Raw genomic sequence first — 14365 nt, 5'->3', positions numbered from 1 at the left:
GTCAGCATTTCCGACCCTGCCATAGAGCGGTAGCTGCTGGTCTGGAAGGGGCGTTGCCAATTGCCCAGAAAGGTCTAGTGAAAAAATGAAATTGACAGAGAATCCAAAGGGCTACGCATGAACCCGCACGCTGTTCGTTCAACATCCCCCGTCACGCTGCTTCGTTCTATCACCAAAAATCGCAGCTTACTTTATAGCTTGATCCGGAGGGATATAGCTGGGCGCTACAGCGGATCTGTCTTGGGGCTTCTGTGGTCTTTTTTCAATCCCGTTCTGATGCTGATCGTTTATACCTTTGTGTTTAGTGTAGTGTTCAAGGCTCGCTGGGTGGGGGGGAGTGACTCGAAAACAGAATTCGCACTTGTTCTCTTTGCAGGGTTGATGGTCTTTAACTTATTTTCGGAGTGTATAAATCGGGCTCCGGGACTGATTCTCTCTAATGTTAACTATGTTAAAAAAGTTATCTTCCCTTTGGAAATTCTTCCTATCGTAAACTTAGGGTCGGCGTTTTTTCATCTTTTGGTTAACTTTATAGTGTGGCTGATATTTTATGTCATTTTCTATGGTGTGCCTCATGCTGGCGTCCTGTTGTTTCCTCTCGTGATATTGCCGCTGGCTTTGTTGACTCTCGGAGTTAGTTGGTTTATTGCATCCATTGGAGTCTATCTTCGTGACGTCGCCCAAGTTGTTGGTACATTTGTCCCTGTTCTAATGTTTTTGTCGCCCGTTTTCTATCCGCTCAAAAGCCTGCCCGAACGATTCCAGGCAGTAGTGCAAATTAGTCCAATTACTGTCGCGGTGGAGCAAGCTCGAGGTCTTATGTACTGGGGAGAGGCATTCGATTGGCAGATGTGGGGGCTCTATCTCGCGATTTCGTGCTGTATAGCCTGGTTTGGTTTTGTTTGGTTCCAGAAGACACGAAAGGGGTTTGCAGATGTCCTCTGATGATTACTCTATCCGCGTAAACGGTCTCGGGAAGTGCTATGAAATCTATGAGACGCCGCGTGACCGGCTGAAGCAGTTCATAATCCCGCCACTTCAACGCCTGACGGGTTGCCAGCCTTCATCCTATTGTCGTGAGTACTGGGCACTCCAGGATATTTCATTTGAAATCCGCAAGGGTGAGTCCTTTGGCATTGTCGGTCGTAACGGTAGCGGGAAAAGTACGCTGCTGCAGTTGATCACGGGGACTATCGCTCCTACCGTCGGCACGGTGGAAACTCGGGGGCGGGTAGCCGCGCTTCTGGAATTGGGTTCCGGTTTCAACCCGGAATTCACGGGGCGAGATAACGTTTACCTCAATGCCATGCTGCTTGGCATGACGCATGATGAAGTGGACGAACGCTTCGACAAGATTGCAGCCTTCGCCGATATCGGCGACCACCTCGATCAGCCAGTCAAGACTTATTCCAGCGGTATGCTGGTGCGCTTGGCGTTCGCCGTGCAGGTGCAAATTGAGCCCGATATTTTGATCGTCGATGAGGCTCTGGCTGTTGGCGACGCTCTCTTTCAGAAGCGTTGTTTTGGACGGATTGAAAAGTTGTTGTCTGACGGCGTCACGTTATTGTTCGTGTCACATGATCAGGAGTCAGTTCGGACGCTGACTAATCGCGCAATCCTGCTCAAGGGGGGGCGTGAGGTGTCTATGGGATCCGCATCACAGGTTCTTCTGGACTATCGTAAGTTATTGCATCAGGAGGAGTCTGCGTACTTCGCGACGCTTATGCAGCCTTCTGTTACGACAGCTCAGACCACAGCACCGCTAACGTCACCAAAAGGTGTGTCCGCCTCGTCCGAAGAAAGTCCGACATCACCGTTATCTGAGGCGACCGCCAGCGGAGATGAGACTCAGGCGCCTGTGGCTGGGCGTGTCGATCAATTGTCGTTTGGTGACGGCGGCGCAGAGGTGATGTCTGTTGGTACCTTCGATAGCGAGGGTGAGCCCTGCGCGGTGTTTTATCCAGGCGACGTCATACGAATTCGAATTGACTGCGCTTCTCGCATTGATACGGATCAGATCAATGTCGGGGTGCGCATCCGCAGTCGCGAAGGTATAAAAATTTATTCGTGGGGAACACTAAACCAGGATATGCAGGTACTGGCTGGTTTACGCGAGGGTGATCTCTTCTGGAAGCGTCAAATCAAGGCGGGTGAGCAGTTTCACGTCTGGCTGGAATGCAATTGTACCTTGGGCCCAAATTTGTATGAAATACAAGCTTCGATTTCCTATGAAGCCAAGCCTGACTATACCGCCCAGAGAATTTTGCATTGGAAGGATGAGGCGGCATTTTTTCAGACACTGATGCGGCAGGACGAATATTTCTTCGGTGGAATATCCGATCTGCAAATGGCCGCGAGGTGGTAACAATGAGTGCAGAAAGAGAGAGCGACTACAGGTCGCTCTACGATGATTATTGGAAGGTCTCGGATCATATTGGCAAGTTTAACAAGGACTTCAGCGAGATTGCCTCGCGGGTAGTTGAAACTTGCGGTATTGGCACTGCGCTCGACATTGGTTGTGGCGAAGGGGGCATGGTTGCTGCACTTCTTGCGTGTGGTGTTGATGCTGTAGGCCTCGATGTCTCGACCGTTGTCGTGGACCTCGCCAATAAGCGCGTCCCCAACCGTTTCTTTCAAGGATCGGCGCTTTCATTACCATTCGCAGATAACCATTTTGACATCGTGGTTTCCACGAACTCCATGGAGTACCTGCGATCCACCGATGTTCCCACCGCCCTGAGCGAGGCGTACCGTGTTTCTGCTCGGTATGTTTTCCTCCAAATTGACACTTCGTCTGACGATGACGGTCGCTGGTTATTGACGGCTGAGGGGCGCGATTGGTGGGAAACTCGCTGTTTCGAGGCGGGGTTGCGTAAGCATGCGCTGTATTATCAAGTCAATCCCTATGAGGCGCTGAACGAAGAGCGGCAGCAGATACTCATTCTGATGGAGAAAGTGCCCGCCGAGGCGCTACGGCATTACGATCCGGCCGTCCTTCTTGACGAGCGTTTTTTACAAGCAGACATGTTGCGTGAGGTCGGCAGGCGAAGCGATGCGCATTGTATTCGCTACCAGAAGGCTGCGGAGTTCATTCGTCCTGGAGATCGTGTTCTGGATGTGGCTTGCGGGCTCGGCTACGGCAGTCACATTCTTTATTGCGCCTCGCAGGCAAAGTCCGTGCTGGGAGTCGATCCGAGTGATGTCGGTATCAGCTACGCCAATGCCCACTATGGGCGCATTGGCGCGGTCGAGTTTCAGATCGGAGATGCCGAGGCATTAAGCTCGGTTCCAGACAACAGCATTGATTTCATCACTGCGTTTGAAACGATTGAACACGTTCCTGAGCCGATGGAGTATTTGCTCCAACTAAAACGTGTGCTGAAGCCCGCCGGTCGTGTGATGGTGTGTGCTCCAAATGACTGGGCGGATGAAACCGGGAAGGGCCCGAATCCTCGTCATTTGCACGTGTACACGTGGGAGCGGCTAGTCGCCGAGTGTGGTGCACACTTCTTGCTTGAGCAAGGCATGCTGCAGACAGCAGGTGGTGCAATGAAGTGCCATCATTCCAGCCGAAAGTGGGTAACAGTGCCTGCCGACCGTGTCCCGGAAGAGGACGCGGAGTGGATACTTCTGTTAGGAATGGCAGACCCTGTTGCGGGCTCGGAAGTACCGTACGAAGAAACTCAATGGGCACTGCCGGACTCTCCGGAGTTTGCGGTTAGTGCGTTCGCACGGGACTACCAGAATCCTTGGTTAGTGAAGGGCATGATCGCACAGGGCCAGCGCGCGCGATCTGTTCCTCTGTTGGAGTCCATGCAAAAGCGAATACTCGCATCGGCTGCGCCAGAATCGGTTGATTATGGAGCGGCTCTTTGTGGCCAAGTGTATGTCTATTCGCAGGCCATTGAAGTAGCCGCAGAGAAGTATCAAGAGCTCCTGGCAGAAATACGACGATACGCTGCTATTTCAAATCCTGCTCCACATCAGTTGCGTTGGCAGGTTTCGTTACTCTTCGCCGGCGGCGAGCTCTCTCGACGTCAAGGCAAGTTTGAAGATGCCGTCGACTGCTTCACAGCGTGTGCCAGCCGTGATGTTATGGCCTATAGCCCATTACTTGGGAACAAGGTAGTCGATTCTTTGTATTGGCTGGCAGTGCTCGCGTTGTCTCGTCACGACGAGCCATCAGCCAGAGCACACCTGTTGCGTGCCGTTAACGAGGCTCAGCGTCTTCTTAGTGGATCCTGGTTGAACATTAGCGGTCACTCTGAAACGCCGTTGCCTTTTGGTCTCGCCGAAGCTGCTCAGTTGCTTGATAAGGCCTCTCGAGCCGCTTATATGCTGTCGGTGCTTGACGGAGCTGCGCTAAGGCCTGGGACTGTGTATCAAGAATCAGCCGGTTTTTTCGAACGGCAACTGGTTAATCGGGACCAGCGACTGAATGACATGAGCAAGGCAATTGACGGTTTAATCGCTGTTTTGGCTGAGAAGGACACTGTGTGTCAGAACTTGGTTTCGCAAGTGACTGCGCTGGACAATCGTACTCATGAGCTGGCAGCAGAAGTGATGAGGCAAGATGCGCATGCTCAGGGCCTCGCGCGCGAAGTAACTAAAAGGGACACTGAAATCGCTCGCCTGCTGGGTGTCCTACACATTAAGAGCTCGATCTTTAAGTGTTTGCGGCCTGATTTGTGGAAGAAGGTCCTGCGTAGGATCTTTCGGAGAGCTGGTAATGAGTAATAAAGCGACAAAAACCGGGGTTGTCATTGTTTCCTACAACGCCTCGGAGGCAGTTAGGATCACGCTGGCAAGTGTCAGACGTGCCTATAACGATGCCGGCTTTAAATTGATATTGGTTGACAACGCTTCGGAGCCTGGCGAAAGAAGTAAAATTCGCGATGCGATGTCGCACCATATAGCGGAAACCGGCTCTTCGTGGCGTTATATCGAACAGGATACTAATCTCGGATTTTCGGGTGGAAACAACGTTGGTATCTCCGAATTTCTCGTTGATGATGAAATTACCCATATATGCTTGCTTAATAGTGATGTCATCGTAACCGACCACTGGCTGGATAATCTGTTGGCGAGCGGTTCGGATGTTATCAGTGCCGTCACCAATAAAGCTGATGGGGAACAATGTGTTCCGGTTGACTACCAAGTGGAGCTCGCAGAATGCCTGGATGAGCGCTCAGAAGGTGTTCACGATAAGGTATACCAGCGTATCTCCAATTTTGCGGAACGTTGGCATAAGGCCTGGCAGGGCAATCTAGTCGAAACGGATGTAACTTTTTTCTGTGTCTTGGTGACTAAACAAGCCTTTGAAAAGATTGGTCTACTCGATGAAACATTCTTTCCTGGCGGTTTTGAAGACGATGATTATTGTTTGCGTGCGAGAAAGGCTGGTTATGAAATCCATCTAGCGCGTGATGTTTTTATTCATCACTGGGGGTCGGCTTCATTCGGGCAGTTGCAGTACCAGTACTTCAGCGATCGTGCGCAGCGTAACAAGCTTTACTTGGAAAACAAGCATGGGATTACCTGGCAGCGTCGGCCAGAAAAACCTATCGTTTCATTTGCTATGGACGTCGAATTTGCCTTGCGTCAGCAAGATCGTCTTTCATTGCAGGCGCCGTTTTTTAAATTGTATGTGGAGAATCTTGCTAAGCAGATTCACTATTTTGAGTCGGAGTTTTGCAAACTAAGCGATACACTGACTTCCCAAAATCGCGTTGTGCCCGATGCGCTATTGAAGCAGGTTGCAGCTGCGCACTCTTACGGTGACCTGATATCTCTTTGGGAGAAAGTGGTCGCGCGCGTACAGCGCGCCCTCACTTCGGGTGCCCTGGAAGGTGATGAGGCGAATGCTGTCAGGCTTGATCTTGATCGTATTGCGGCCGGCGTGCACGAGCGGGTCGAGTGCAATTTTAGTATCCACGCCTTCATCACTTCTCCGGGTGAAGATGGTAGTGGCGCGGTCAATATCCCACCACCTGCCACTTCTGCGGCATTTTCCAAGCGTCCGGAAACCAGGCTGGCCAGGTTTTTTTGGTTCCTGTATCGAGGGCTGGACTTCATACTGAAGTTCGATGGCATCGTTTTTTTCGGTGGCTATTTTTACCCAGAACGCCAAAGTGACGGTTACTTTCAGCGCATACAAATCGTGGACCGCATGTTTACAGAGCGGTGGCGCGTTTACGTTGAGAGCGACGAACTGAAGGGCCGTAATATTTGGTTTGATCGCCCTGAGCCAAAAGTGCTCGTACTACGGATAAACGGAACCAAAAAGCGCAGAATGATTGTCCGGGCTTTGGCTCTGCTGGCAGTTTTGCGCTGCCGTAAAGTTTACTTCCATAGCGTGCTACGGATGTATGACAATCGCTTTGGCAAACTTCTACATCTGCCATTCATTCGTAAAGCGGTGGATATTCATGGCGTTGTCCCTGAAGAGTTCCGCATGCACAATGATTTCTTCAGTGCGGTGCTTTACGAAAAAGAGGAAAGGCTTGCTGTGCAAAAGGCAGGTATTGTTATTGTTGTTACTGAGGCAATGAAGCAATACCTTCAACAGAAGTTTCGTGGTGCGCTGAAGGCGAGAACAGTTTCTTTTCCGATTTTCCCCCGTTTTACACCGACACTCGCGACGCGGCCATTGATTAATGGCGCTCCTGTGGTGGTTTACGCGGGAGGCTTGCATAAGTGGCAACAGGTTCCGAAGATGATTGATGCAATCGTCAGAACTGCGGACCGTTGTAATCATCGTTTTTACTGTCCAGAACCACAGATTGTAAAGGACATGCTGCCACCAGAGTTGGTGGGATCTGTGACGGTAGAGTCCAAAACCCATGCGGAATTGATGACTCATTACCCGGAGTGTCATTACGGTTTCATCCTTCGGGAAGACATCATAGTGAATCGTGCCGCATGCCCGACAAAACTCGTGGAATACCTTGCCATGGGTATTGTTCCAATCGTGGATTGTGAGGACATAGGCGATTTCAAATCTCTTGGTATGCGCTACATCAGCCTGGATGATTTCCTGGCAGGGCGAGTGCCTGACGAGGCGCAGCGTTTGGAGTTGGCTGCAGCGAATATTCTCGTTTACGAGCGATTGAAGGAAGTGCGTCAGACCGGTGCCGATGAGATTTATGCGTACTTTACCTCTGAGCCCCTTCGGGTACGCCGGGTGAATGTGCGTCAATTTTTGGTTGAGACTGCACGCCGCCTGCTTCCAGGGAACTCCTTTGCAGGTCGAGCGGCGCGTAAGGTATGGCGTTCTGTTCGCCCAGCTTCGGCATCGCGACCGCTTACTGAGCCCGTTCAGTCGATCATGCGTGCCGACGTAACGGAAGAGTTGTTACCGGCCTGCGATATTTTAGTTCAAGTAGATAATTTCGAAGCCGGTGGCCTTGAAAACGTAGTTCTTGATCTGAACGAAACGCTCATAAAGGCTGGTTTCCGAGTCGTATTGCTGGTCTTGGGGACTCAGGGTGCAGCGGTACAACGTGCACGTGAGCTTGGCCAGGATGTAGTCTGCCGCACGTATGCTGCTGATACGCATAATGCCTTACTTAATAAGCTGCAACCTAAAGTCGTGCTGGCACATTATTCCTTTAACGGTGCGGAGCTCTGCCGTGAGAAGGGTATTGGTTTTGTGCAGGTCATACACAATATTTATATGTGGTTTAATGATCTGCAGCAGCAGGAGTTCGCAGAAATAGCAAAAGTGACAATGGCATTTGTGGCAGTGTCAGAGCAAGTGAGGGACTACAGTGTTTCTCGTCTTGGCGTCTCTCCGCGAGACTGTGTTGTAATTCCCAATGGTATTGACTTCAAACCATTTGAGGAGTTGGACTCGGTTGCAAGTCGTAGCCGTCTCCGCGCTCAGCACGGTATCAGTGATAGCGAGTTTGTATTTATTGATGTTGGGGCGATTAACCATCAGAAAAACCACTTGGGCACCATTAAGGCTTTTGAGGTTGCTGCACAGTCTAGCGACAAGCTTCGTCTTGTTATTCTGGGGCCTGTCTACGAAACCGAGCTGCTGAATGAGATGCTCGCTTATATCCAAAAGCATCGTTTGCAAGACCGGGTTACTTATTGTGGATCAGCCGAAAGTGTCCATGAATACCTTGCTATGGCTGATGCTTTTACGACAGCAACCTTTTTCGAAGGCGGGCCTTTGACATTGCTTGAGGCGATTCGAGCTAATCTGCCTGTTGCCATGGCCAAGGTTGGTTGTGCTTCTCACTTTGCCGGTCGTGCTGGTATCGAACTTGTTGAACCCGTTTATGACATGACGAAATACAAAGGTAGTGTTTCCGAAATGAAGTCGAGTCGAGAGTTCGAGCGACGATTGGGGGAGGCGATGGTGCGTATTTGGAAGAATCGTGTTCGCCCTGAATTTTCAAGTTCTGAGTTGGCTACTCTTGAGAAAAATCATGCGTATCAACATTACGTGACGTTGGTTCAAGATCTGATCACAGGTAAGCCCTTTACCGGGCAAGCACCCTTTGTCTCGAAGCTTGATTAAATGAATAACCGTTCGCAGATATCACTGCATTCTCTGGCTCGACGCTGCTTCTGGTTGTTGCCTGCCCCCCTGCGTAACCGCTTGCACGGTGCACGGCACGCAATTGTTCGTTGGCTGCGAAGTCGTAACGTTCGTGCTGCGCTGAGGCCAGGGGATCTAACCGGTCCCGAATTCCGTGATGTTGTGCTAAACGCGGCTGAGAGACGGTTGGTCATCATATTTGAGGCGAATGTCGACTGGGGAATTACGCTGTTTCAGCGTCCTCATCACATGGCGCTGGCATTAGGCCGTCTCAATTGCCTGGTTATCTTTCAGACGACAGGTGATGACGTTCTCGGTTTTAGGCAGGTAGCAGAGAATGTGTGGATTGCCAATGATTCGACCGTGAGTAGCATTCCCAATGCTGTGCGTTGTTTCTACAGTACCTCGCTGTTGGCTACCAGTGATGCAATGCTTGCTGCAAGCAAGCAAGGGCGAGTGGTGTACGAGTACATCGACCACATTGATGCGTCTATTTCCGGTGGCAAAGGCGCTATACGACGCCTGCAGGATCTGAAAACGGCAGCGTTTGAAGGTGTTGCCGATATCGTCGTTTCCTCAGCTGCGGCGCTTCATAAGGAGGCAGTGGCAGAGCGTGGCGATGTGAGTTGTATTTGTGTCCCAAACGGCGTCGATGTTGCGCATTATCGTGATTCCCAACAACCATCGGTCGCGCTTCCTGCGTCGTTTACTGACTTCAGAGCGCGACACAAGCATATTGTGGGCTACTTTGGTGCCATCGCCCCATGGTTGTGGTACGAGGCGATTGAGCAAGTCTCCGCAAAGATGGTCGATGTTGGCTTCGTGTTCATCGGTCCAGACTATAGCGGTTGTGTACCGCTCTTGCCGCGACGTGGGAATGTGCTTTATCTCGGTGCGGTTAATTATGTTGATTTGCCCGCCTATGCTCGCTTGTTTGACGCATGCTTCATACCTTTCAAACCAGGTGATGTGGCGCGATCTACATCGCCGCTGAAGTTATACGAGTATTTTGCGCTCGAGAAGCCGGTTGTCGTGACAACAGATATGCATGAGTGCACTGCGTACCCTGAGGTTTTTGCAGGCAGCAATGCCGCCGAACTCATAGCGGTCATTGATCAAGCTCTCGCAACCTGTGATGACCAAGGGTATCGTGCAAGGTTACGTGCGTTGGCTGATCAGAACAGTTGGAATGTCAGAGCTTCCAGCTACGTAGCAATGCTAGAAAATCTCGATAGCAAATAATTGATTTTGTAGGGAATATTTTTGTGAAACGAAAAATACTTTGTGTTGTGGGTACACGTCCGGAAGCTATAAAAATGGCCCCCGTCATCTTGGCGCTCAAAAATGAGCCATGGGCGGATGTACGTGTACTGGCAACAGCCCAGCATCGTCACATGCTTGACCAGGTTCTGAGCTTTTTCGGCATTGAGCCGGACATCGATTTGGACATCATGCGTCCAAACCAGGCCCTGACTACGCTGACCGCACGACTTTTGCTGGATCTCGATGACGTACTGCAATCGGAAAAGCCCGACATCGTATTGGTTCAAGGTGACACCACCACTGTAATGACAGTGGCCCTCGCTTGCTTTTACCACCGGATACCGATTGGGCACGTAGAGGCAGGGCTTCGTACCTGGGATATGCAGAACCCGTTTCCTGAAGAGGCAAATAGGGTGATCGCCGGTAAACTGGCGCGCTGGCATTTCGCGCCAACCGAAAGCTCCAGGCAGAACCTGCTACGTGAAGGCGTGCCCGATTCCGAGATCATCGTCACAGGCAATACCGTAATTGATGCGCTGCTGATGACGGCCGCCAAGGATTTGGAACTCGGTATTGAATTGGACACGAGCAAACGTCTGGTTTTGGTCACTTCGCACCGACGAGAAAACTTCGGCGAACCGTTCCGCAATATTTGCCGTGCATTGCGTACGCTCGCTGAGAATAACCCTGAAGTACAGTTTTTGTATCCCGTTCATCCGAACCCAAATGTTAAAGATGTTGCGCACGAGTTGCTCGGCCCTATCTCTAATTTTGTGCTTTGCGAACCACTTGAGTATGCACCGTTTGTAGCGGCGATGAAGCGCGCTTATCTGATTCTGACTGACTCCGGTGGTGTGCAAGAAGAAGCTCCAGCTTTAGGAAAGCCGGTTTTGGTTTTGCGTGAAGAAACAGAGCGACCAGAGGCTTTGGAGCACGGAGTAGTCAAGTTGGTAGGCTCAAATTACGACGCGATCGTACTTGAAGTTCAACGCTTGTTGGATGACGAAGTAGCGTACCGTGAAATGGCCCGCGGTGTTTCACCTTACGGTGATGGACATGGGGCAGAGCGGATTGTTAATACGCTACGTGAGCATTTTGCCTAATGTGTTTAATTTATTTGTCGCCCGTATCGTGGGCCAGTTTTGCCCAGCGCCCGCACAAATTTGTCGAGTGGTTTCATAAACGCACCGGGCGACAAGTATTATGGGTAGAACCCTATCCAACCCGTTTTCCTCGCCTAAGTGATTTCAAGCGGACGGCCTCGGCGAAGCAGGAGGCAGCTAAGGCGCCTCCTGAATGGCTAAAAATATTGACGCCAAAGGCGCTGCCGATTGAGCCGTTGCCAGGCTCTGGATGGTTGAACAATGGATTGTGGTCGTCGTTGATCAGCGAATTGAAAGCACTCGTAGGCGAGCGTGAACCGCTGGTCGTTGTGGGTAAGCCTTCAGTGTTGGCGCTACAGGTTTTGGACGTATTTAATCCGAAACACTCTATCTATGATGCCATGGATGATTTTCCTGCGTTTTACTCTGGACTGTCACGCTTGGCAATGGCACGACGTGAGAGTTGCTTGGTTCGGCGGGTGGAAAAGGTATGGGTATCGAGCACTGCATTAAAGACTCGCTGGGAATCAGCAGGTGCTAGTGTGTCTTTTGTGCCTAACGCACTTGATGATGCCCTGATACCTCCTGCAACTCTGACTAGAGTTGAGAGCGAAAGAAAAATCTTTGGCTATGTGGGAACTATTGGCGCTTGGTTTGATTGGGACTGGGTGCTGACCCTTGCCAAATCACGATCCGGAGACGTCATTCGTCTGATTGGTCCTGTCTTTTCTCCTGCTCCATTTGAGTTGCCACCAAACGTCGAATTGCTACCGCCATGCGCCCATGCAGAGGCATTAAAAGCCATGTGTGAATTTGATGTAGGGCTTATTCCTTTTAAAAGGAGTGAGTTGACTGTTTCTGTTGATCCAATTAAGTACTATGAATATCGAGCGCTTGGTCTACCCGTTATCTCAACTGACTTTGGAGAAATGCAGTTTCGTGATAACGCGCCAGGCACCTTTATCTGCAAAGTACCAAGCGATGTTTACAATCTAACTGTTGCTGCAATTAAGTTTTGCGACTCGCCAGAAAAAAGCAGATGCTTTGTGAAGGAAAATACGTGGTCGGCTCGATTTGAAACCGCTGATATCACGTTGTCTTGATGAAAAATAATTGCGGATGGAAATTTGATTTTTCATGTTTGGCGATGTTTTTTGTTTTCTTTATAAGCGTTATTAGATTGTGTAACAGTAGGTGAGTTAGGTGCTTTTATGGCAGTTAGATATCGGGTTCTTAGTAGTTTTTTTCTAAGATTGCTTGTCGTGCTTGCAGGGGTCGGGTTCCCCCATTTGATGGTGGCTGGAAGCCTGCCAAGTACTGACGAAGGTGTTTACGCCTATTATGCACAGCTAATCCATTCAAGTCTTGTGTCTGGCGAAGGGCTTCCCGATACGGGTATGTTGATGTTGTACCCAATGCTGTTGTCTTGGGTATTCGATCTGTCCGTCAATCATGTGATTTTTTTACGTCTCGTCGACATGATTGTAGCAATGGTCGCTGGCTGGCTCTTATACAGGGTGGTTGAAACTGAGAGTCGAAGTAAGTGGGGTGGGGCGCTAATTTCGTTAATTTTTTTGTTTGCAATCAATCAGCCATTATTTATTCAGGCAGGTTTTAAAAATAGTATATTTGCTGCGTATATACCACTTTTTCTTGCTATGCGGTTGGCGCAGGGAGTAACCGCTGAGAAAGAAAAAACTTGGTTTTTTATCGGTGCATTGACTGCATTGTCCGTTTTACTTCGCGAAACATTCTTGCCCTTTATGTTAGTCGGGGCAATCACAGTATTCCTATCCCAAAGCTGGAAAGTATTTCTGCACTTCTCAATCGGCGCAGCAGTCAATGGGTTGGGTATTGTTATTTTGATATTGTGCGCGCGTGGCGGCGTCCAGGGGTTAATCGACTCTTATCATGAGGCTGGCGGGCTGTATGCAGCAGTGGCCAATCAACGAGTCCCTTTATTTATTGCAAATGGAACTGCCTCTGCAAAGGAAGCCATGGTTTCTTTATGTATTGGTGTGGTTTCGATGTTTAGCCTTTTCTTTATCTGTTTATCAGGTAAACGTCTAAACCTATTTCGGCGATTTTTGTTCTGGGTAACAGTAGCGCTTGTGCCATTGCTAGAGCCATTTTCGAAAATAGGATATCCCTATCACTTCGCTGTTTGTCTTCCTGGACTTGCGGGAGTTTCTGCTCTAGCCTGGCAGCAATTCATTATGGAAAATCCCAGCAGAAAAAAAATGGCATTTGCGATAGGTGCTGCTTGCGTTTGTGTGGTTCTTCTTAGTTATAAGTTTGTAAGCTTAAAGAACTTTTGGCTTGCTACTGGAAATAATCTGGCCGGGGTGGGAAGTAACACGTGGTCTGATGAGGCGGTGAGTAGGTCTAACTATCTATTAGCGGCAGAAGCCATCCGTAGTATATCTTCTCCAAATAGTACGTTAAGTGTTAGCGGCTATATGTTTGCGCTCTATCCGTTGACGGGCCTGTTACCTCCGTCAAATGAAATGAGCCACCTGACAGGTGCATTCGTTAATCTCGGTTCGGATGAAGTAAAGTTCAAGGTGGCATTGCGTGCCTGTCCACCTGACGTGCTGATGACTACGACGCGAGCCGATGTGCCTGGGTCAGAAGCCATTCAAAAAATGGTGGAAGACTCAGGTTTATATCAAGCCGTTACAGTTATTCCTAATAGTCCGGATAGATCCTATGGGAATTTTTCGGGAACAATTTATAAGAAAGTGAGTGATAAAAATAGTTCATGTCAGGCGGAGCTCCACTATTAATATCTAATGATACACGCATGTTTCTGTCGTATCGTATTGTGTTTGTTGGTATTTAGTTTTGTTCTTCTCATTCTGTACAGCTTGCAGCAATAGCGTATTTACATGTGCTTGCAAAATAGCGTGCAGTGAATACGCAGCATTACGTAGTTAAAAGGAGAAGTGCGTCGGCTGATTCGACCGATTACCCGCTTTCACATTATCGAGGTCTGGCCTGCTCAGCGCTCAATCAGATTTTTATGACTCGTCGCAGTAGGGAGCGGGGCTGATCACTCGATAGGTGCTTGGAGCCTTTCGTGTCCTCAGTGGGGATAGAATTGCACAGTCATTTTCATCGTGCCGATTTTTGAGGCATTCGCCAGATGGGCAATCCATCGACGATATTTCGCATAATCACAGAGCAGAGGCGGTTTTAAGCTCATCCTAGATTAGATTATGCAGCGATGCGCTATGCTGCGACTCATGAGTTATGCCTTTGCAGGGCTTGGTAAGCTGCGACCGCAGCTGAGAAGAGGGGGGCGCATTCATCCATTAAATACTGAAATCATGATCGCAATAAATGATGGGCATCATCGCCATGACCAGCGGAATCGTGCCTTGAGCTACGAAATTTGGTTTTCTGAGTGGATTGAAATTGTCAGATAGATTCGTTTTTGAGGTGAGTA

The 14365-nt window shown here is 49.7% G+C and carries 8 protein-coding genes; all 8 read left to right on the top strand.

Annotated features, from left to right (window positions below; all coding sequences use genetic code 11):
* Positions 1-117: 117 nt before the first annotated feature.
* Positions 118-945, top strand: coding sequence for an ABC transporter permease (locus tag AC1RO5_RS18285; protein ID WP_493176743.1), 828 nt, complete (start codon positions 118-120; stop codon positions 943-945).
* Complete coding sequence (locus tag AC1RO5_RS18280) at positions 935-2365, top strand: ABC transporter ATP-binding protein (RefSeq protein WP_493176741.1); 1431 nt, start codon at positions 935-937, stop codon at positions 2363-2365. The genes AC1RO5_RS18285 and AC1RO5_RS18280 overlap by 11 nt, the downstream gene beginning before the upstream one ends.
* 2 nt (positions 2366-2367) lie before the next feature.
* Complete coding sequence (locus AC1RO5_RS18275) at positions 2368-4737, top strand: methyltransferase domain-containing protein (RefSeq protein WP_493176740.1); 2370 nt, start codon at positions 2368-2370, stop codon at positions 4735-4737.
* Entirely contained in the window at positions 4730-8530 is a 3801-nt protein-coding gene (locus AC1RO5_RS18270) for a glycosyltransferase (RefSeq protein ID WP_493176738.1), read from the top strand. The genes AC1RO5_RS18275 and AC1RO5_RS18270 overlap by 8 nt, the downstream gene beginning before the upstream one ends.
* Before the next feature lie 207 nt (positions 8531-8737).
* Positions 8738-9793, top strand: a complete 1056-nt coding sequence (locus tag AC1RO5_RS18265) for a glycosyltransferase family protein (protein ID WP_493176737.1) — start codon at positions 8738-8740, stop codon at positions 9791-9793.
* Positions 9794-9816: 23 nt separating this feature from the next.
* A complete protein-coding gene (gene wecB, locus AC1RO5_RS18260) occupies positions 9817-10917 on the top strand; it encodes a non-hydrolyzing UDP-N-acetylglucosamine 2-epimerase (protein ID WP_493176736.1) in 1101 nt (366 codons plus the stop codon).
* Positions 10917-12020 (top strand): glycosyltransferase family protein, encoded by a 1104-nt coding sequence (locus AC1RO5_RS18255; protein WP_493176735.1) that lies wholly within the window; start codon positions 10917-10919, stop codon positions 12018-12020. The genes wecB and AC1RO5_RS18255 overlap by 1 nt, the downstream gene beginning before the upstream one ends.
* A gap of 108 nt (positions 12021-12128) precedes the next feature.
* Positions 12129-13703 (top strand): hypothetical protein, encoded by a 1575-nt coding sequence (locus AC1RO5_RS18250; RefSeq protein ID WP_493176734.1) that lies wholly within the window; start codon positions 12129-12131, stop codon positions 13701-13703.
* Positions 13704-14365: the final 662 nt, after the last annotated feature.

The sequence above is a fragment of the Pseudomonas sp. GW822-FHT02G04 genome (assembly GCF_058802085.1).
The sequence above is the reverse complement of the archived record's forward strand: the minus strand, read 5'-3'. Positions and strand labels throughout refer to the sequence as shown.

Excerpts from the sequence above, each read along its gene's own strand:
- AC1RO5_RS18255 (WP_493176735.1), top strand. The coding sequence starts at position 10,917 with ATGTGTTTAATTTATTTGTCGCCCGTATCGTGGGCCAGTTTTGCCCAG.
- AC1RO5_RS18250 (WP_493176734.1), top strand. The coding sequence starts at position 12,129 with ATGGCAGTTAGATATCGGGTTCTTAGTAGTTTTTTTCTAAGATTGCTT.
- AC1RO5_RS18270 (WP_493176738.1), top strand. The coding sequence starts at position 4,730 with ATGAGTAATAAAGCGACAAAAACCGGGGTTGTCATTGTTTCCTACAAC.
- AC1RO5_RS18285 (WP_493176743.1), top strand. The coding sequence starts at position 118 with ATGAACCCGCACGCTGTTCGTTCAACATCCCCCGTCACGCTGCTTCGT.
- AC1RO5_RS18280 (WP_493176741.1), top strand. The coding sequence starts at position 935 with ATGTCCTCTGATGATTACTCTATCCGCGTAAACGGTCTCGGGAAGTGC.
- AC1RO5_RS18275 (WP_493176740.1), top strand. The coding sequence starts at position 2,368 with ATGAGTGCAGAAAGAGAGAGCGACTACAGGTCGCTCTACGATGATTAT.